The sequence below is a fragment of the Acinetobacter sp. FY683 genome (assembly GCF_059515885.1).
Genome location: NZ_JCAKNA010000011.1, coordinates 46,477 through 65,480 on the forward strand (window position 1 = coordinate 46,477; position 19,004 = coordinate 65,480).

19 protein-coding genes are annotated in these 19,004 nt (G+C 38.0%); 10 read left to right on the forward strand and 9 right to left on the reverse strand.

Features of this window, described 5'->3' with window-relative positions:
* Nucleotides 1–4: 4 nt before the first annotated feature.
* The 3 genes from rplC to AC5YDH_RS07840 form a co-directional block, all read right to left on the reverse strand.
* Nucleotides 5–643, reverse strand: a complete 639-nt coding sequence (gene rplC / locus AC5YDH_RS07830; RefSeq protein ID WP_496118310.1) for a 50S ribosomal protein L3 — start codon at nucleotides 641–643, stop codon at nucleotides 5–7.
* A gap of 62 nt (nucleotides 644–705) precedes the next feature.
* The gene (rpsJ, locus tag AC5YDH_RS07835; RefSeq protein ID WP_000070912.1) at nucleotides 706–1,017 is read right to left on the reverse strand and encodes a 30S ribosomal protein S10; all 312 of its coding nucleotides are present in this window, start codon (nucleotides 1,015–1,017) and stop codon (nucleotides 706–708) included.
* Nucleotides 1,018–1,284: 267 nt separating this feature from the next.
* Entirely contained in the window at nucleotides 1,285–2,022 is a 738-nt protein-coding gene (locus tag AC5YDH_RS07840) for a type 1 glutamine amidotransferase (protein ID WP_496118318.1), read from the reverse strand.
* Nucleotides 2,023–2,183: 161 nt separating this feature from the next.
* On the opposite strand from AC5YDH_RS07840, the gene AC5YDH_RS07845 reads away from it, so the two are divergent.
* The 5 genes from AC5YDH_RS07845 to yihA all read left to right on the forward strand — a co-directional run bounded on the left by AC5YDH_RS07845 (nucleotide 2,184) and on the right by yihA (nucleotide 7,417).
* Nucleotides 2,184–3,377, forward strand: coding sequence for a PLP-dependent transferase (locus AC5YDH_RS07845; protein WP_496118319.1), 1,194 nt, complete (start codon nucleotides 2,184–2,186; stop codon nucleotides 3,375–3,377).
* Nucleotides 3,378–3,400: 23 nt separating this feature from the next.
* Entirely contained in the window at nucleotides 3,401–4,984 is a 1,584-nt protein-coding gene (locus AC5YDH_RS07850) for a helicase HerA-like domain-containing protein (protein WP_496118321.1), read from the forward strand.
* A 145-nt stretch (nucleotides 4,985–5,129) separates the two neighbouring features.
* Entirely contained in the window at nucleotides 5,130–5,888 is a 759-nt protein-coding gene (locus AC5YDH_RS07855) for a globin domain-containing protein (RefSeq protein ID WP_496118323.1), read from the forward strand.
* 100 nt (nucleotides 5,889–5,988) lie between these two features.
* Entirely contained in the window at nucleotides 5,989–6,432 is a 444-nt protein-coding gene (locus AC5YDH_RS07860) for an RrF2 family transcriptional regulator (protein WP_496118325.1), read from the forward strand.
* A 103-nt stretch (nucleotides 6,433–6,535) separates the two neighbouring features.
* Nucleotides 6,536–7,417 carry a ribosome biogenesis GTP-binding protein YihA/YsxC gene (gene yihA / locus AC5YDH_RS07865; RefSeq protein ID WP_496118327.1) on the forward strand — a complete coding sequence of 294 codons (882 nt, stop codon included), beginning with the start codon at nucleotides 6,536–6,538 and terminating at the stop codon, nucleotides 7,415–7,417.
* A gap of 69 nt (nucleotides 7,418–7,486) precedes the next feature.
* Here yihA and AC5YDH_RS07870 read toward each other — a convergent pair whose 3' ends face one another.
* Nucleotides 7,487–8,722 carry a dicarboxylate/amino acid:cation symporter gene (locus AC5YDH_RS07870; RefSeq protein ID WP_496118329.1) on the reverse strand — a complete coding sequence of 412 codons (1,236 nt, stop codon included), beginning with the start codon at nucleotides 8,720–8,722 and terminating at the stop codon, nucleotides 7,487–7,489.
* Nucleotides 8,723–8,919: 197 nt separating this feature from the next.
* On the opposite strand from AC5YDH_RS07870, the gene AC5YDH_RS07875 reads away from it, so the two are divergent.
* Entirely contained in the window at nucleotides 8,920–9,045 is a 126-nt protein-coding gene (locus AC5YDH_RS07875; protein WP_496118331.1) for a YHYH domain-containing protein, read from the forward strand.
* Between the two features lie 68 nt (nucleotides 9,046–9,113).
* On the opposite strand, the gene AC5YDH_RS07880 is transcribed toward AC5YDH_RS07875, so the two are convergent.
* Nucleotides 9,114–9,986 carry an acyl-CoA thioesterase gene (locus AC5YDH_RS07880; protein ID WP_496118333.1) on the reverse strand — a complete coding sequence of 291 codons (873 nt, stop codon included), beginning with the start codon at nucleotides 9,984–9,986 and terminating at the stop codon, nucleotides 9,114–9,116.
* Nucleotides 9,987–10,276: 290 nt separating this feature from the next.
* On the opposite strand from AC5YDH_RS07880, the gene plsB reads away from it, so the two are divergent.
* On the forward strand, nucleotides 10,277–12,847 hold the full coding sequence (gene plsB, locus AC5YDH_RS07885) for a glycerol-3-phosphate 1-O-acyltransferase PlsB (protein WP_496118335.1): 2,571 nt from the start codon (nucleotides 10,277–10,279) through the stop codon (nucleotides 12,845–12,847).
* A gap of 49 nt (nucleotides 12,848–12,896) precedes the next feature.
* Here the strand turns inward: plsB and AC5YDH_RS07890 are convergent, their stop codons facing one another.
* Complete coding sequence (locus AC5YDH_RS07890; RefSeq protein ID WP_496118337.1) at nucleotides 12,897–13,664, reverse strand: Rossmann-fold NAD(P)-binding domain-containing protein; 768 nt, start codon at nucleotides 13,662–13,664, stop codon at nucleotides 12,897–12,899.
* Between the two features lie 33 nt (nucleotides 13,665–13,697).
* Between AC5YDH_RS07890 and recG the strand changes: the two genes are divergently transcribed.
* Both recG and AC5YDH_RS07900 read left to right on the forward strand, forming a co-directional pair.
* Nucleotides 13,698–15,743 (forward strand): ATP-dependent DNA helicase RecG, encoded by a 2,046-nt coding sequence (gene recG, locus AC5YDH_RS07895; RefSeq protein WP_496118339.1) that lies wholly within the window; start codon nucleotides 13,698–13,700, stop codon nucleotides 15,741–15,743.
* Nucleotides 15,730–16,365, forward strand: coding sequence for a ComF family protein (locus tag AC5YDH_RS07900; protein WP_496118341.1), 636 nt, complete (start codon nucleotides 15,730–15,732; stop codon nucleotides 16,363–16,365). Before recG ends, AC5YDH_RS07900 begins: the two co-directional genes overlap by 14 nt.
* 51 nt (nucleotides 16,366–16,416) lie before the next feature.
* Here AC5YDH_RS07900 and AC5YDH_RS07905 read toward each other — a convergent pair whose 3' ends face one another.
* Both AC5YDH_RS07905 and AC5YDH_RS07910 read right to left on the reverse strand, forming a co-directional pair.
* Entirely contained in the window at nucleotides 16,417–16,818 is a 402-nt protein-coding gene (locus AC5YDH_RS07905; protein WP_496118343.1) for an NUDIX hydrolase, read from the reverse strand.
* Nucleotides 16,819–16,820: 2 nt separating this feature from the next.
* On the reverse strand, nucleotides 16,821–17,414 hold the full coding sequence (locus tag AC5YDH_RS07910) for an LOG family protein (protein WP_496118345.1): 594 nt from the start codon (nucleotides 17,412–17,414) through the stop codon (nucleotides 16,821–16,823).
* Between the two features lie 152 nt (nucleotides 17,415–17,566).
* Here AC5YDH_RS07910 and AC5YDH_RS07915 point away from each other — a divergent pair, with 152 nt between their 5' ends.
* Entirely contained in the window at nucleotides 17,567–18,580 is a 1,014-nt protein-coding gene (locus tag AC5YDH_RS07915) for a magnesium and cobalt transport protein CorA (protein WP_496118346.1), read from the forward strand.
* Between the two features lie 133 nt (nucleotides 18,581–18,713).
* Here the strand turns inward: AC5YDH_RS07915 and AC5YDH_RS07920 are convergent, their stop codons facing one another.
* Complete coding sequence (locus tag AC5YDH_RS07920) at nucleotides 18,714–19,004, reverse strand: STAS domain-containing protein (RefSeq protein ID WP_496118348.1); 291 nt, start codon at nucleotides 19,002–19,004, stop codon at nucleotides 18,714–18,716.

Sequence of the window (19,004 nt, forward strand, 5' to 3'; positions counted from 1 at the left end):
CCCCTCAGGCCTTGATCGTAGGACGAACAGTTACGTCGCCACCAGTAGCACCAGGAATCGCGCCTTTAACAACTAGAACAGAACGTTCAGCGTCAATAGCAACAATTTCAAGACCCTGTGTAGTTACGCGTTCAGCACCTAAATGGCCAGCCATTTTTTTGCCTTTGAATACGCGACCAGGAGTCTGGTTTTGACCTGTAGAACCTAAAACACGGTGAGAAAGTGAGTTACCGTGAGTAGCGTCTTGAGTACGGAAGTTCCAACGCTTAACACCACCTTGGAAACCTTTACCTTTAGACTGACCAGTTACGTCAACAATTTGACCAACTGTGAACAAGTCAACAGTAAGCGTACCACCAACTTCACGACCTTCAAGTTCAGCTTCCGAAACGCGGAATTCTTGAACTAAACGACCAGCAGCAACACCAGCTTTCGCAAAGTGACCTTTCTGAGCGTTAGTTACGCGAGATTCGCGACGTTCACCAGTAGTGATTTGAATCGCTTGATAACCATCAGTTTCAAGCGTTTTGATTTGAGTGATGCGGTTAGGATCAACCTCAATCACTGTTACAGGTACAGAAACACCAGCATCTGTAAAGATACGTGTCATACCGCACTTGCGACCGACTAAACCAATAGCCATGTGCATAAACCTCTAAAAAAGCGGCCTAATTAACTTATAGAACGTTAATTAACCCGAAAGCCTTAACCCAATGCGATCTGAACATCAACACCAGCTGCAAGATCCAACTTCATCAACGCATCTACAGTTTTATCTGTAGGTTGAACGATGTCGATCAAACGCTTGTAAGTACGGATTTCGTACTGGTCACGTGCATCTTTGTTTACGTGTGGTGATGTTAAAACGTTAAAACGTTCGATACGTGTAGGCATCGGAATTGGACCACAAACTTGTGCGCCAGTACGTTTTGCTGTTTCTACGATTTCTTGAGCTGATTGATCAATTAAACGGTGATCAAAAGACTTAAGACGGATACGAATTCTCTGGTTAGACATACCAGTTAACTCCAAGCCAAAATATATAAAGAATCACCCTTGACGCATCTCCCCCCCACAAATGTAAGGCAAGTGTCAAAGGCAGTGAAAATCACTAAGGTCATGATCGATGCCACGACTGTCACGATATTAGCTAACTTATTTGTAGCTAACCCCTTTCATTAAAGGGTCGCTTATTATAACGATTGTTTATTGCATAAGCAAACCTATTTTACTTTTTATCTTAAATATCCCTGCTTTTGGCCTGTTTATTTTGTAAACACTTTTCTAATACACTGATCTTCTTAAAACATATTCAATTGCATTCTTTAATACAAAATTTCCTTCGCTAAACTTTTCCTTTGGTGTTTTCTTTAAATTCAATTCAGATTGCACATATTTACCTGCAAATTTAGATAGCTCATCTTCATCTTCAAGAAATAAGGTTAGTGCTTCTGGTGTCATTTCTGGATGAAACTGAAAGCCAAGCACATTTTTGCCTATTTGATACATCTGATTTCGACAAGCATTGTTTTCTGCTAAATGCACTGCTCCTTTAGGTATTTCAAATGTTTCACTATGCCACTGCATTACATTGAATGTATGTGGCAACTCAAAACATTCTTTAGGTACATTTTGAACTTTATTAACCACACTCCACCCCAGCTCTTGCTCTGAGTTTCTACTAACAGCAGCACCCAGCGCATTTGCAATCAACTGCCCTCCTAAACACAACCCCAAAGCTGGTTTACCCAATGACAGGTATCTTCTTAGCCATCTTTTTTCTACTTTTAACCATGGGAAATTTGCTTCATCATTCACACTCATAGTCCCCCCCATAATAATCAATAGGTCTACCTCTTCTACTGTAGGTAATGCCTCGATATCTAAAGGACGATCTAAAGGTAAAGCAAAAAACTCTGTTGCTGTTATTTGTGCATTAAGCTTTTTTAAATGCTCATAACAACTCCCGAACCCTTCGCCAGCAATATGCTGAAAATAATGTACTTTTAACTGCGACTTCATGCGCGATAACCTAATTGTTGTTGCTCTAATTTTAGTTTTGCAAAAAGGAAGCCAACTTTTATTTATTTGTCAGTTTTTAACAGAATTACGTAATTCTGTAGCATGAATTGCTTATTTTCTCTTAAGCTAGTTTCATTACGGACAGATCAAGAGACTTTCAAGTGAAAAAAAATCAACAAACACAGCTTATCCATGCACCAAGAAAAGCCCCCCAACTTATAAATACGATTCAACCTCCCCTATATCGAGCATCCACTATTATTTTTAAGAATACAGATGCCTTATTTAATCGTCATTGGACAGATAACTACGACTACAGCTACGGTACTCACGGCACACCAACGACTTTTACCTTAGGCGATAACATTGCCCAGATTGAAGGCGGGATTTATTCACTTCTTGCACCAAGTGGATTATCTGCTATCAATTTAGTGAACTCATGCTTTTTATCTCAAGGAGATGAGGTTTGGGTAGCTGATAATATTTATGGTCCGAACATGGAACATTTACAGAACCTTTCATCTCGTTATGGGATTACTGTAAAAGTCTACAACCCTATTGATGCCTCATCTTTTCAACCTACAGAAAAAGCAAAACTCTTATGGCTAGAGGCCGCTGGTTCAGTCACTTTAGAATTCCCCGATTTAGTCAATCTTGCAAAAAAAGCAAAACAACTCAATATTATTACCGCTATTGATAATACTTGGGGTGCAGGTTTAGCCTTTAACGCTTTTGATTTTAGCAGTGAGCATTTAAGTGTTGATATTACAGTTCACGCACTCACGAAATATCCAAGTGGTGGTGGTGACATTTTGATGGGTTCAGTAGTAACGCGTAACCAAAAGCTACACCATCAGTTGTATCGTATGCATGCAATTCAAGGGATTAGCATTTCAGGAGATGATGTAGCACAAATTCAACGTAGCTTATCTTCTATGCAACTCCGCTATGAACATCAATCTCAAAGCACAATTACGCTATTAAACTGGTTAAAACAGCAAAAAGAATTTATACAAGTTTTACATCCAAGTGATGAAGAATCACCCGGTCACGCATATTGGAAAGAAGTGTGTACAGACGGTCATAGCGCAGGTTTAGTGAGTGTCATTTTAGACCCTAAATACACACTTGAAGATGTTCGTAAATTCTGTGATGCTCTTACATTATTTAAGCTTGGCTTTAGCTGGGGCGGCCCAATCAGCCTTGTTATGCTATACAACTTGAATGAGATGCGTACTTTAGAACATACTCATATAAAACAAGGATTACTGGTTCGTTTTTGTATAGGACTAGAACACCCTGAAGATTTAATACAAGATATAGAAAATGCAATTAAAACCTTAGATAAGCCATAAATTACAATGAAATAGGAATAAATATGGGTACACCAATTGTTGTTGCAAAGAAAACATCAGACACCACAAAAGATGTTGTTTTACACTCCCAATTTGCCAATAGACACGGTTTAATTGCAGGCGCTACAGGTACAGGTAAAACTGTAACACTAAAGGTTCTTGCAGAAAGTTTTTCACGTCTTGGTGTACCTGTATTTTTAGCCGATGCTAAAGGTGATGTTTCAAGCCTTGCTAAAGCAGGTGAAAGCAATACCAAATTTGATGAACGCTTAAAAGCTCTAAATATAGAATCCGTCGATTTTGCTGCATCCCCTGTTGTTTTTTGGGATTTATTTTGTGTGCAAGGACACCCTATTCGAACAACAGTTTCAGAAATTGGTCCGTTATTACTTTCACGCATGTTGAATTTAAATGACACACAAGAAGGCGTACTTTCAGCAGTCTTTAGAATTGCTGATGACCAAGGTCTACTCCTTTTAGATTTTAAAGATCTAAAAGCAATGATTAGCCATGTTAGTGAAAATGCCGCAAGTTATCAGGCAGAATATGGCAACCTATCTCCTGCAAGCTTAGGTGCAATTCAACGTAATTTACTTGCTTTAGCAGATCAAGGCGGAGATAAATTCTTTGGCGAGCCAAGCTTAAATATTTTAGATTTCATTCAAACAGATAGCGAAGGTCGAGGAAATATTAATTTATTGGCGGCAGATAAATTAATGAATACACCAAAACTTTATGCAACCTTCTTGCTTTGGATGCTCTCTGAATTATTTGAGCAACTTCCTGAAGTTGGCGATATGGACAAACCAAAACTTGTTTTCTTCTTCGATGAAGCCCATTTACTATTTGATAATGCAAGCCAAGCACTACAAGAGAAAATTGAACAAGTTGTACGCTTAATTCGCTCTAAGGGTGTTGGCATTTACTTTGTTACCCAAAACCCACTCGATTTACCCGAAAGTGTTTTAGGGCAACTAGGTAATCGCATTCAACACGCTTTACGTGCTTTTACCCCTAAAGATCAAAAGGCAGTGAAAACAGCGGCGGATACATTCCGTGCCAATCCTGAATTTAAAGTAGACCAAGCAATTACCGAACTTGGTGTTGGTGAAGCGCTTGTAAGCTGTTTAGATGAAAAAGGAATTCCACAAATGGTTGAGCGTGCTTGGATTATGCCACCGCACTCCTCCTTTAACCCAATTAGCACTGATGAGCGTAAAACATTAATAAGCCAAAGTGTTGTTGCTGGTATTTATGAAAAAGAAGTTGATCGCGAAAGTGCATTTGAGCGCCTACAAAATAAAGTAGCCGAAATGCAACAACAGGCAGCTCAAGCAGAACAAGAAAAAATAGCAGCAAAAGAAAGAGAAACTCTAAAGAAACAGCAAGCTAAAGAAGCAGAAGCTCTTGCCAAACAACAAGCCAAAGAGCAAGAGCGTATTACACGCGAACAGCAAAAAGAAGCTGAGCGTGCAGCAAAACAACGTGAAAAAATTATTCAAGACACAGTCGGTACTTTTGCAAAAAGTGCCGCACGTAGCTTAGGTGGATCGACAGGACAAAAAATTGTTCGTGGATTGCTTGGCTCATTGTTTGGTAGAAAATAATCCAATAAACCGATCATTTATTAACTTATTATGGGATATTTTTATATCCCATATTTTTTTTATGGTTTTCTTAAAGATGTATTGTAAATACATTTTATAAGATGTATTTTAAATATATCTTATAACTCTCTCAAGAAGTAAAGCCATGAATCCGCAATATATTGAACTCGTAAAATCAACTGTTCCTGTACTACGTGAAAACGGTGTTGCACTCACAAGTTATTTTTACAACCGCATGCTCAACAATCATCCTGAGCTAAAAAATACATTTAACTTAGATCACCAAAGTACTGGTCGCCAGCCTCGTGCCCTTGCAGCTGCTGTATTGGCTTATGCTGAAAACATTGAAAACCCAAGCGTACTTGCAAAAGCAATTGAACACATTTCCACAAAGCATGTGAGCTTAAACATTCAGCCAGATGAATATTCAATTGTGGGTGAAAATTTACTTCATTCCATTAGTGAGGTTTTAGATGTACCTATGGATTCAGACTTAATTGCAGCTTGGAAAGAAGCATATCTTCAACTTGCTGATATTTTAATTAATGCAGAAAAACAAAAATTTGAAAACCTTGCTGCAAAACAAGGTGGATGGAGCGGATGGCGCACATTTGAGATCACAACAATTGAAAGCAACGAAAATGGTACGACCTTTACCATTAAAGCAAGTGATGGAAAAGATGTTGTAAATGCAGAAGTTGGTCAATACATTTCAGTCAAAGTTAATGTGCCAAACCACGAGCTCCAACAACCTCAACAATTTAAATTTGCTGAAGCACAAGATCATAACGAGTTTAAATTTGTGGTTAAAGCTGAAGAAAATGGTACTGAATTCTCTGTTGCGAATATATTGCTAGAAAACTATAAAGTAGGCGATACAGTACAAGTAACTGCCCCTCTTTAAGTTATAACACCTTATTCTAAATAGATGATTCTATGCTGAAAGTTCCTTTAGAGGAACTTTCACGCTACACTAGAACAGGTCTTAATATTATTTAAATCACATGCAACTAAACAAATTTACCGACTATGCACTGCGTATTTTAATGTATATCGCTCAACCAAGAGATATGCCGTATACCATTGCCGAAATTGCGGAAGATTTGCATGTGTCTAAAAATCATTTAGTTAAAATTGTTCATTTTATGGGACAACATGATTGGATTATTACCACTCGTGGCAAAGGTGGTGGAATTCGCTTAAATCCTCAAGCATTAAACTCACAACTTGGTGAAATTGTTAGAATTTTACAAGGCGACCATCACATTGTTGAATGTAATACCCCGCCTTGTGTTTTACGTAGCAAATGTGGACTAAAAGGTATTTTAGATCAAGCACTTGAACAATTTTATATTAGCTTAAATCAATACACCCTCAACGATGTCCTCAACACATCGCCCAAAGCAAAATATTCCACTCTGTCTGCCATTCCTCTCATTCATTTATAACGTTCTTTTGTAAATTTCCTTCGCTTTAAAATTTGCAAAGGTCGCTTGAATGTTCGACTTCCTTTATAATAGCTGTTTGTAGATTATTGATTGAAGTTAAGCTATGCACCACAGCAGAGGAAAGTCTAAAAACAGTAAGACAGCAAATGCGCCTAAGCAAAAGATCAGCTATGAGAAAAAAGTTGATTCTGCCATTACTGAGTACTCTGTTCGCTCATTAAATTGGTTAAGAAAAGCTGAGTTCTTAATGAGTGCGCCTAAGCTTAATCTTTGTGTTGAAGATACAGGTTATGAAGTTGCATTTGCAGGTCGTTCAAATGCAGGAAAATCTAGTGCAATCAATGCCTTGACCAACCAAAAGCAATTGGCTCGTGCTTCTAAAAAACCTGGTCGTACACAAATGATCAACTTTTTTAGCTTAGGCAATCCAGACCAGCGTTTAGTCGATTTACCTGGTTATGGTTATGCTGCAGTACCAGAAGCCATGAAAATTGTTTGGCAAAAAGAATTAGAAAACTACCTAATTCATCGCGAAAGCTTACAGGGCTTAGTTTTATTAATGGATATTCGTCATCCATTACAACATTTTGATGTCATGATGCTTGAGTGGGCTTACTCACGTAAATTATTTGTACATGTACTTTTAACGAAGTCAGACAAATTAAACCGTGGTCCTGCTTCTAAAGCACTGCAAGAAGTGAAAGCAGAATTGAAAAAGATGAAGTTAAACTTCTCAATTCAACTTTTTTCTTCAATGAACAAACAAGGTTTAGAAGAACTTGCGAGTGTTATGGCAGGTCGTTTGAACTTCACACTTGAACAATCAAACAACTTCGATTTAGACAGTATTCCTGAAGCTTCTGAAAATGATTTTGAAGAAGGTGAATTCGAGTTTGAAGAAGGCAGTTTTGATGATGTTGAATTTGAAGGTCAACTTGATGTTGAAAACACCACAGCATCTGAAGTAAATAAAAAAGAAGATTAACTTTCTTCCCCAGTAACAAGTAAAAAAGGTCGGAATATCCGACCTTTTTTACATTCAACTTTTTAAAATTTAAGTTGCACTTTCTTCTTTCGTATAACGATCTACTACCACACTAATCATCATATCCCCTTGAACATTGACCACAGTACGAACTGTATCAAGCAAACGATCTATAGGTAGTAAAATTGCAATCGCCTCGGCAGGCAAGCCAACAGATTGTAAAACCATAATCATAGTGACCATACCTGCACTTGGTATACCTGGTGCACCAAGCGATGCAATCATTGCTGTTGCACACACAATCAGCTGCTGACCAATAGTCAAATCTAAACCCATTAAGTTTGCGATAAACAACGCTGCTGCCGCTTCATAAAGCGCAGTTCCATCCATATTCAATTGCGTACCTAAAGGAATGACAAAGCCTACAGTTTGCGGACGTACACTTAAATTTTCCTGCGCACACTTCATAGAAAGTGGCATAGTTGCAGAACTTGAGCTTGTTGCAAACGCAGTAATTAAAGCAGCACGCGCTCCTTTAAAAAAGGTGATTGGATTCATTTTTCCAAAAATCCAAAGTAACAATGGTAATACAACCACACCATGAAAAATGGTTGTTCCTGTAACCACGGCGGCAAATTCTGCTAAACGACTTAACACCGTAATATCTTCAGTTGCAATGAGCTTTGCTAATAATGCCAAAATACCAAATGGTGCAAGCTTCATCACCCAACCAATCATTAACATCATAATGTCAAAAAACTGCTGACTAAGATTGCGCACCGTTCTGAATTTTTCACCACCTTTCACTAAAGCAACACCCACAAATAACGCAAAAACCACTACAGCCAAAACATTACCTTCTGTAAAAGCTTTAAATGGATTAATGAGAGTATTTTGGATAAAGTTGGTAAAAAATGATGATGGCGTTAATGTGTCAGGTGTTTGATGTGAATTCATTGCATCTTGAAACATGACGATATCAACGCCTTTACCTACATTAAATAGATGCGCGCATGCTAAACCTAAAATAAGCGCCAATGTTGTTGTGGTTACACAACACATGAGTGTAATTTTCCAAGTTCGACCGAGCTGCCCTGTCGCTTGTAAATTTGAAACGCCTACAACAATGGAGCTAAAAATTAAAGGAATAAGTAGCATTTTAAGTAAGCCAATAAAAATACTACTCACAATGCTAAGACCATAAATACTGGCATCAAAAAATTGAGTATTAGGGAATAGGTTTAAAATAAAACCAAAAACTACACCCACTATGGCTGCAATCAAAATTTGAGAATTTAAACTCATCTTGGCATGCTTTTTTGAATAATTTAGCGCTCAATATGCCATGAGCATTTCTTATAATCGAGTATTATTTTGTCATAAGCTTATTTTTAACGACCCAATTAAACACCACCCCAAAATACGACTGTGCCGTATTCATGTTAGCAGCAAAAATATTAAACACATGATTATAATAAATTTTATTTTTTGGGGAAAAGTATATGAAAAAAGTGATCATTCTTTTAATCGTTACATTAATTACAAGTAGCATATTTGCACATTCAAGCAGAACAAACAAAGATGGTTGTCACAATAACCACAAAGATGGCTCTTATCATTGCCACTAATTTCTTAGACAACTTAAAACATTAAAAAGCCAAACAACAGTTTGGCTTTTTAACTTTAGACCTGACGTTTATTGAACTTCGATTTCACGTAAACGAATCAAGCCTTCTTGTGTCGTACTACATACCAACTGACCATTTTGCCACATTCTACCGAAATTCAAACCTCGTGAACTTGCACTTATCGTTGCGTCCATGTCATACAACATAAACTCATCTACACGAAATGGTTTATGGAAATACATCGCATGGTCAATGCTTGCACACTGCAAACTTGGTGACAAATAGCTTAAACCATGTGGACGAAGTGCCGTTGTCATTAAAGTAAAGTCTGAATAAAACGCAGCAATTGCTTGATGTAATGAAATCTCATCTACATTTTCAGCAATTTTATCGTGCGTACGAATGTAATGTGCATAATTTGGAGCTTCAGGATGTGGTGCAAATGGGTTAACTGGCATTACAGGGCGAAGCTCTACATGTCGATCTCGCATAAAACTTGCACGTACATTTTCAGGAACAAATTCTACAATTTGAGTTTTTAATTCGGCTTCTGTTTGTAATGTTTCAGGTGCAGGATAATCAGGCTCTGTAGTTTGATAATTTAAACCCTCTTCCTGTTCTGCAAATGACACCATACACATAAAAATGGTTTTACCATGCTGAATTGCGCGTACCTGACGGCTCACAAAGCTACGTCCATCACGAATACGATCTACCTCATAAATAATGGGTGCATTAACATCCCCACCAAATAAAAAGTACGCATGTAAAGAATGCGCAGGTCGATCTGTTGTATAAGATGCAGCACGTAAGGCTTGACCTAAAACCTGCCCACCGAAGACACGCTTGCCCACCAAGTTTCGACTTTGACCACGGAAGATATTTTCTTCAAGCTTTTCAAGGCTAAGTAAATCAACCAATTCCTGAGTTAACGCATTCATGGGGGGACAACCTATATCGATTTGATCACAATGAAATGAGGCTTTAATTGTATGTTACAACTAAAACAGAAGTGTATTTTGCCATAAAACCAACCAAAGCAATAAAGTTTTACTGACTCGAGTGTTGTCGGTTTTTTTGAATAAACCTTCTAAAAAGATACTTTTTAACTGTAAAATTGCTCGAACTTACGAATATTGTTAGAAATGGCATGTTGTTTTTCACTACAATTGCTCAAAATAATATCCTGCAAAATATATCTGTAGTAACGGTCATTTAAATAGGAGTTCTTATGTCCAAGGCTGGCTTCGGTCAAATTTATCGCAAGCTTTCTAGCAAGCTACTTGACCTCGTGGTATCTCCTCAAGTTCTTGGTGAAGTTCCTGTAGCATCTAAAACTGCAGAAAAACAAGATGAAGTAACCAACCAACCTAAAGTGGTTTGTTATGTTCTACAAAATCACTCTCGCAGTAATGCATTAGTGGTCGATGGCGAAACTCGTCGCTTAAAATTAGCACCTGCTTTAGACCCACTTATTATTAAAGATCACAAAGAAAAAGTGTCTGTCCTTTTCTTACAGCATTCTGACGAAAATAATTTATTAAACCCACCTGCACATAAGCTACCACCTCGTTTATTGAGCTTGGTTGAATTATTAGAAAAATACCCAGATGCAGACGTTGACTTAGTTCCCGTTACACTTCTTTGGGGACGTGCGCCAGATAAAGAAAATTCTTTATTAAAACTATTAATGACAGATACATGGTCTACACCTGGGACTGTTAAACAGCTGATTAATATTGGTATGCACGGTCGTCAATCGTACCTAGAGTTCCATGAACCACAATCTTTACGTCAGCTTATTCAGTTTGCAAAAATTACGCACCCCAATATTTCACCTGCAACTTATATTTTAAATACTTTAAATAACTATTTAGATAACCAACGCGAAATTGTATTAGGGCCTGACTTATCAGACCGCCGCAATGTGATGCACTCACTCATCAAATCACCCGATGTTCAAGATGCAATTCGTCGTGAAAGTATTCGAAGTAAAATTAGCTTACTTGAAGCAGAACGCCGTGCAGTCGGCTGCTTAAACGAGATTGTATCTGACTATTCACATTCTACAGTGCGCTTTGCTTTTATGGCACTTACTCGCCTATGGACGCAGCTCTATGATGGTGTAGAAGTTCATAACTTCAGTACCGTTCGTGAATTAGCTAAAGATTATGAAATTGTTTATACGCCATGTCATCGTAGCCATATCGACTACTTACTGCTGTCTTATGTAATTTATCAACGTGGTTTAATGGTGCCGTATATTGCCGCAGGCGATAACTTAAATATGCCATTTGTAGGGCAAATTTTACGTGGTGGTGGTGCATTCTTTATTCGTCGTTCATTCCGCGGGAATGGCTTATATACCACCGTATTTAAAGAATATTTGTATAGTATTTTGTCACGTAACACACCACTTGAATATTTCATTGAAGGCGGTCGCTCACGTACAGGTCGTATTTTGCCACCCAAAACAGGCATGCTCGCAATGACTGTACACAGCCACTTACGCGGTCGTTCTAAACCTATTGTATTTATTCCAACCTACATTGGTTATGAACGCTTAATGGAAGGTTCAACCTACGTAGGCGAAATGAATGGTAAAGCAAAAGAATCTGAATCGATTATGGGGATTATTAAAACCCTACGTAAAATCGAAAAAGTATTCGGTAAAGTTCATGTGAACTTTGGTGAGCCTGTTTTTTTAGATGACATGCTGAAAAAACACAACGCGGAAAATGTGACCGTTGTGAAAAATGACGATGCTATTCCAGATGAAGTATCACAAGCAGTCAACAGTTCTGCTCATACTATTTTAGAGAACATTAACCGTGCAGCGGTAATTAACCCTGTCTCACTATTATCTCTTATTCTTTTAGCAACACCAAAACATACCTTAGATGAAGAAATTTGCGTAAAACAAATTGATACTTATCGCAATTTGCTTGCATCTTTACCATACGATGAACGCATTCAAGTCACGCCATTATCGGGCAAAGAAATTATTACCTATGGTTTAAAGCTCAAGCTCATTAAACGTGTAAACCATGCTTTAGGCGATATTATTGCAATTGAAGAAGGTCAAGCAGTTTTATTGACATACTTCCGCAATAACATTTTGCATGCCTTTGTTTTACCATCTTTAATTGCTGCTCTTGTAAACCATAATGGTTCAATTGCACCCAAAGATGTGTGCAATGTAATTAAAACTTTATATCCTTTCTTAAAAGCAGAATTATTCCTAAAATGGAATGAAGATGAAATTCAAACACCTGCTGAAGCTTATATTGAAGCCCTATTAAGTGCCAAACTCATTTCTAAAGATGCAGAAGGTAATTTAGTTTCACCCGCACCAAATACTGAAGACCACAACCAATTAACTGTGCTTGCAGCGCCTGTCATGCAAAGCTTAGAACGCTACTACATGACCTTATCTTTAATCACACAACGTGGTTCAGGTAATATTTCAACTCGCCAAGTTGAAGAACTTAGTCATTTAGTGGGTCAGCGTTTATCCGTGCTTTATGAATTCAACTCACCTGAATTTTTCGATAAAGCACTCTTCCAAAGCTTTATTAAAGTCCTCACTCAGAAAGGTTATATCAGCACAAACGAAAATAATGCTATTGTCTTTGATGAACAATTCAAAAATATGGCAAAGCATGCCAATCTTGTTTTAGATGATGTAACCCTACAAATGCTTCATCACATTACTTCATTTACCGATGAAGAGTTAAAAGAAGCATTGGATGCTTTAGCTGCTGAACAAGCAAAAAAACGCCAAAAGCGTAAGAAAAAATAATCAAAGAAAAGCCTCTCAATTGAGAGGCTTTTTTATATTTAATAACGATCTAGTGATGAATTAACTTAAAGCCTATTTCATTCATTCGTGTCGCAAAAATTCGTTTTCCAGTTTCAACCTGACTTTCCAAAACCAGCTCAGGAAAACCCTTTTCTTTTTGAATTTTTAAAAGCTTTTCATGTAATGGTTCAGGCTTATTATTAGTCACAATATAGCTAGACTTCAGATGTTCCACGTGAAGCATGTGCGACAAGAACCGTGATAAATCATCTATATGAATACGGTTCGACCAGTGAATATTCGGATATGTTTTTGCCTTTTCCGCAAGACCTATCATCCGTGTAGATAAGCCACTATAAATACCTGTCGGACGTATAATCGCACATCGTGCAGCATAAGCATTTAAATAAACTTGTTCCATTTCAGCCAAAATTTCACCTTGCTCATCTTGAGGTAAAATTGACGTTTCATCATCTACTCTTCCTCCTGCATTTTCACCATACACTCGTGTAGAAGACACCACAATTACACGCTTTACGGGATGATCTTTTAAAGACTGAATAATTGAAGCTGCAGAGTTCAAATAAGTATCTTTGTATCCATCAACATTGCTTTGCTTGGGTGCTAATAGAATATAAACACAATCTACAGGTCTAATTGAGCTTAAATTAAGATGATGAATATCTTGAATAAGATGCGTTGCATATTCATCTGTTTTCGGACTTGAACTAATTGTGGTAATTTGATGATCAAGCGCAAATAGTTGTTTAGCAACGCGCTGAGATGTTTTACCATAACCTATAAATAAAATATGCATTTAGCACCAAATCACATACTGAGTTGAGAGGACATGGCCACAGTCCACCAATTGCAGGGCGTAGGAAATGCCTCTGCCGCTTTACTAGAAAAGCTAAATATCTTTAATACAGATGATTTGCTGTTTCACCTTCCCCGTGACTATGAAGATCGTAGCACGATCATTCCTATGAACCAATTGGTCGTAGGTAGAAGCTACTTACTTGAAGGCATTGTCAAAGGCGTAGATTTCCCACCGGGCAAACGCAAATCTATGGCGGTTTTACTCGATGATGATTTTGGCAAAGTCACTTTGCGTTTTTATCATGTTTATAAAGGTATTACGGATCGTGCCAAAGTTGGTAATCGTTTACGAATATTTGGTGAGGTTCGTGTTGGTGCACGAGGATTAGAGCTTTATCATCCCGAAATACAAGTGATAAGTGAGCACACCCCTCTTCCTCAAACCCAACTTACGGCAATTTACCCAAGCACCGAAGGCTTAACTCAGCCCAAATTACGTGAATATATAAAACAAGCACTACTACAACATAGCGATGATTTACCTGAGCTTTTACCTAAAAAATTTACCAATGGCTATGCCCTAAAAGAAGCTCTGGATTATATTCACCACCCGCCTATAGATGCCAATATGGTTCAGTTGGCGCAAGGCACTCACCCTGCACAACAGCGCTTAATTTTTGAAGAACTCGTTGCACACCAAGTCAGCTTACTTACCAGACGTGCCTATATTCAGCAAATTGAAGCTCCCTCTTTTGCACCAAGTAAAAAATATGCAAAAGCATTATTAGCAACTTTACCTTTTGAAATGACAGGTGCCCAAAAGCGTGTTTCTAAAGAAATAGCTGATGATTTACAGCTTAACAAACCAATGCTTCGCTTAGTTCAGGGCGATGTAGGCGCAGGTAAAACATTGGTTGCAGGTGTTGCTGCTTGTCATGCTTTAGAAGAAGGCTGGCAAGTTGCCTTAATGGCACCTACAGAAATTTTAGCAGAACAGCATTATCTAAACTTCAAAAAATGGTTTGAACCTTTGGGCTTAACAGTCTCTTGGCTTTCAGGTAAGCAAAAAGGTAAAGCTCGAGCAACAGCAGAACAAATTATTCAAGATGGTTCAGCCAATTTAGTAGTCGGAACACATGCACTTTTCCAAGACAATGTTGCCTTTGCCAAATTAGGCTTAGTCATTATCGATGAACAACATCGCTTTGGTGTCGATCAACGCCTTGCCTTACGTAATAAAGGCTTAAATGGTATGACACCGCATCAATTGGTCATGACAGCCACCCCTATTCCTCGCACGCTTGCCATGTCTGCTTATGGTGATTTAGATACCTCGTTAATTGATGAATTGCCCCCAGGTCGAACACCTATTCAAACCGTGACAATTCCACTCGACAGACGTGAGGAAGTGCTTAATCGCATTGCGACCAATTGTGCTGAAGATAAACAAGCCTATTGGGTCTGCACGCTCGTAGAGCAATCTGAAACTTTAGATGCTCAGGCAGCTGAAGCAACGTATCAAGAAATTAAAGAACGCTTTTCGCATCTAAATATTGGTTTAGTTCATGGCAAAATGAAAGCCGATGAAAAGCAAATCGTCATGCAACAATTCAAAAAAAATGAATTACAACTGCTTATTGCCACCACTGTTATTGAAGTTGGTGTCGATGTGCCAAATGCTTCTATCATGGTTATTGAAAATGCAGAGCGTCTTGGTTTATCTCAACTTCACCAGTTACGTGGTCGAGTTGGTCGAGGGGCAAAAGCAAGCTTCTGTGCCTTACTTTATAAAAACCCACTCTCACAAAATGGGCAAGAACGCTTACGTATTATGCGTGAAACCAATGACGGCTTTTTAATTGCAGAAAAAGATTTAGAAATTCGTGGTCCGGGAGAGTTACTTGGTACAAAACAAACAGGAGATATGGGTTTTCGTGTTGCTAAATTAGAACGTGACGATCACTTACTAAATCAGGCACATTATGCCGCACAACAAATATTAAAAGACTATCCAACTCAAGCAGAAGCCTTACTGAAGCGTTGGTTGCCCGAAGCTCCAAGGTATGCTTATGTTTAATTTTATAAAACCAATAACAGGGCAATTAAGATCATTCACCGCATGCCAGTTATGTGGTGTAGATCATCAAATACAGCATTCACTATGTGCTGATTGTTGGCAGAACTTACCTTGGCTAAAACAAAACATCATACGCCAAGAAATGGAAATTCAAGTTGCTTGCCACTATGCTTATCCCATTGATCGAATTATTCAAAAATTCAAATACGAACATCAGTTGAGTTTTCAACTCATTTTGGCAGGCTTATTGACAACTTTACGCTTTTCAAAAGTACAAGCTATTGTGCCTATGCCTATTTCGGAAGTTCGCTTAATTGAACGTGGTTTTAATCAAAGCTACCTACTTGCCGAGCAGTTAGCAAAATACTTAAATATTCCAATCTGGCAACCCATTGTCCGTCGTGCTGAACACTCACAAAAAGGATTGACTCGACTTGAGCGACTAGCAAACATCAATGAACAATTCGAGATAGATCTAGCAAATACGAAAAAATTTAAACGTATTTTAATTCTTGATGATGTCATAACAACAGGAAGCTCGATTCTTGCTTTAAAACTAAAACTTGAAGAGCTCGGCTGTACTAAAATTTATGCAACTTGTTTAGCAAGCGCAGAGCATTAAAGTTAAAGTACTGTCTAACAAAAAAGGAAAGTACCAACTTTCCTTTTTATTTTAAGCCAAAGATGTCAAATAATGCCTTACCCAAGGTAAAGCAACCTCTTGCGTTAATGGTGCAAGTTGAGTGTCTGTATCAGACAAATCAATCCACTTCATTTCTGCAATTTCAGCATCTATTTTGGGTGTTTGATTCAATTTCACGTGATACACATAACTTACCAATTGATAATCTGGCTCATTTGCCGCCTTTGTTTCAAAACGACCAATAAATTGTTCTATCTGTGCCACACAGCCAATTTCCTCCTGAATTTCACGAAGCATGGTTACCTCAGGCAATTCATTTGGTTCAAGCTTCCCACCCACTTGCATAAAAAAGGCAGTATTCTTTTTACGTACCACAAGTAGTTGCTGTTGTTCATTTAAAATAATGGCAGCGGCAACCGTAATTAACTTCATTTTTACTTTATTTCCTGTGGGCGTTCCACCATTCCCCATTTCGGTTCAGGTGCAACAAATTGATCTATTTGAATAAGGATATTTTTCACCGATGCAGATGAAATCAAGGCATCATTAAAACGCTCATGAGTAAACCCTTTTTGCGTGGTAACTTCAATAAATTTAATCAGATCATCATAAAAACCATCTACATTTAAAAATGCACATGCTTTTAAATGAATACCTAATTGAGCCCAAGTCCACTGCTCAAAAATTTCTTCCAATGTTCCAGAACCACCAGGCATTGCAATAAATGCATCAGACAATTCAGACATTTTTGTTTTACGCTCATGCATGTCTTTCACCACATACAATTCAGTTAAACCTGTATGTGCAAGTTCTTTATTCACCAAAACCTCAGGAATTACACCAATCACTTTACCACCAGCATCTAAAGCACTATCAGCAACTACACCCATTAAGCCCGATTTACCACCACCATAAACTAAAGTTTTACCCTGCTGTGCAATTGCCTTCCCTAGTTCTTGTGCTGTTTTTACATAGATCTCTTCTGTTCCCAATGCCGAACCACAAAAAACAGCAATAGAATTTGTCATTTTTTCACCTAGTTAACATGTTCAAATACAATAAAATAACGTATAGAAACTTTTTTTAATTAAAATCACAATTTGGACCGTGCTTTTCATTAGAACCTTGTCTAAAATACACGCATCATAAATATGGATACTGCGCAAAGGAGAAAAGACGAATGCTTGAAGCCTTTTACCCTACCGAGCGCGGTAGTTTAGAAGATGCCACCATCAATGGCGGTTTCGATTTACATCCTGAACTCGTCTGGATTGATCTTATTGCACCTTCTCAAGAAGAACAACAATGGGTACTAGATGCATACAATCAAGATTTACCAACGTTAAAATCACTTGAAGATATTTCATCATCTGCTCGCTTCTACCGTGATGATGACGGTATTCTCCATATCAGTACCTACTTTTTAACGAAAAATAAGAATTTTCCAGGCGATAGCGAATCTGAAGATAATTCAAGTATTTTAGCCACCGTACAAACTGTTGCATTCATTTTACATAAAGAGCGCCTATTTACCTTACGTGGTGAAAAGCTTGTTGCTTTCCGTGCTTTCCGTGCACGTGCTCGTCGTAATGATTATGAAATTGATTATAAAGATCCAACTTGGGTACTTTTAGGCTTATTAGAAGCTAAGTTAGATGAACTTGCGGATATTCTAGAAGATATCCACAAAGACTTAGAAAAATACTCCACAGAAGTACTAAACAACCGTCACCGAGAACAAATACTCGATCTAGATGACATGATTACCCGACTTGCTCACTTAGAAGATATGCTCGGAAAAGCTCAATTATGTTTGATCGATTTACGTCGTGTACTAACCTTCTTAGCACGTCCACGTGCCTTAGGTAGTCACATATATGATGCTGATATTCGAGAATTAAGCGAAGATGTACGATCTCTTGTAGAACACGATGCCTTCTTGTTCCAAAAGGTTCGATTCTTACTTGATACAACATCTGGATTCATTAATACCGAGCAAAATGACACGATCCGTCGATTCTCTATTTTACCAAGTATGCTTGCACCACCAATGCTCGTTGCAAGTGTTTATGGTATGAATACTGAGGTCTTACCTTTTGCTCATGGCACCACAAGCTTCATTGTTGTTAGTGCAATTTTATTAGCATTCTTTGTAGGACCAATGATTTACTTCCGCTGGAAAAAATGGATCTAAGAATTCTAGTGTACCTTTCCTTATAGGAGAGGATCTGGGAGAGATCAATAAACAAGAAACACCCCTTATTTGGCAAACACCTATTTAAAAACTAAAAAAGCACCTTCCGGTGCTTTTTTTATTCAGATTCAACTTAATCTAGCAGCTGCAAGTCATTTTCTAAATGACAAGCTTGAATAATCTTCATCATTTTAGCTGACACAGATTTGAACTTTAAGCCATTTGCATTTGGTGTCTGACGTAGCAAACGCACCAATACGGCTAAAGCCAAAGTACTACCATGTTCAAGTTTCGACAAGTCTACAACAACAGGAAATTGAATGTTGGTTTGAAGAATTGCCAATCCTTCTTGATAATATTCTTCAGCATTGTCGTAATCAATTTTACCTGAAACAAGCAACTGCTGATTTTTAAGCTCAATCAC

What these genes read in the sequence shown, in the direction of transcription:
- AC5YDH_RS07890 (WP_496118337.1), bottom strand. Translation starts at nt 13,664, where the DNA reads ATGCATATTTTATTTATAGGTTATGGTAAAACATCTCAGCGCGTTGCT.
- AC5YDH_RS07855 (WP_496118323.1), top strand. Translation starts at nt 5,130, where the DNA reads ATGAATCCGCAATATATTGAACTCGTAAAATCAACTGTTCCTGTACTA.
- AC5YDH_RS07880 (WP_496118333.1), bottom strand. Translation starts at nt 9,986, where the DNA reads ATGAATGCGTTAACTCAGGAATTGGTTGATTTACTTAGCCTTGAAAAG.
- recG (WP_496118339.1), top strand. Translation starts at nt 13,698, where the DNA reads ATGGCCACAGTCCACCAATTGCAGGGCGTAGGAAATGCCTCTGCCGCT.
- AC5YDH_RS07900 (WP_496118341.1), top strand. Translation starts at nt 15,730, where the DNA reads ATGCTTATGTTTAATTTTATAAAACCAATAACAGGGCAATTAAGATCA.
- AC5YDH_RS07840 (WP_496118318.1), bottom strand. Translation starts at nt 2,022, where the DNA reads ATGAAGTCGCAGTTAAAAGTACATTATTTTCAGCATATTGCTGGCGAA.
- rpsJ (WP_000070912.1), bottom strand. Translation starts at nt 1,017, where the DNA reads ATGTCTAACCAGAGAATTCGTATCCGTCTTAAGTCTTTTGATCACCGT.
- AC5YDH_RS07905 (WP_496118343.1), bottom strand. Translation starts at nt 16,818, where the DNA reads ATGAAGTTAATTACGGTTGCCGCTGCCATTATTTTAAATGAACAACAG.
- AC5YDH_RS07860 (WP_496118325.1), top strand. Translation starts at nt 5,989, where the DNA reads ATGCAACTAAACAAATTTACCGACTATGCACTGCGTATTTTAATGTAT.
- AC5YDH_RS07910 (WP_496118345.1), bottom strand. Translation starts at nt 17,414, where the DNA reads ATGACAAATTCTATTGCTGTTTTTTGTGGTTCGGCATTGGGAACAGAA.
- plsB (WP_496118335.1), top strand. Translation starts at nt 10,277, where the DNA reads ATGTCCAAGGCTGGCTTCGGTCAAATTTATCGCAAGCTTTCTAGCAAG.
- AC5YDH_RS07915 (WP_496118346.1), top strand. Translation starts at nt 17,567, where the DNA reads ATGCTTGAAGCCTTTTACCCTACCGAGCGCGGTAGTTTAGAAGATGCC.
- rplC (WP_496118310.1), bottom strand. Translation starts at nt 643, where the DNA reads ATGGCTATTGGTTTAGTCGGTCGCAAGTGCGGTATGACACGTATCTTT.
- yihA (WP_496118327.1), top strand. Translation starts at nt 6,536, where the DNA reads ATGCACCACAGCAGAGGAAAGTCTAAAAACAGTAAGACAGCAAATGCG.
- AC5YDH_RS07875 (WP_496118331.1), top strand. Translation starts at nt 8,920, where the DNA reads ATGAAAAAAGTGATCATTCTTTTAATCGTTACATTAATTACAAGTAGC.
- AC5YDH_RS07850 (WP_496118321.1), top strand. Translation starts at nt 3,401, where the DNA reads ATGGGTACACCAATTGTTGTTGCAAAGAAAACATCAGACACCACAAAA.
- AC5YDH_RS07870 (WP_496118329.1), bottom strand. Translation starts at nt 8,722, where the DNA reads ATGAGTTTAAATTCTCAAATTTTGATTGCAGCCATAGTGGGTGTAGTT.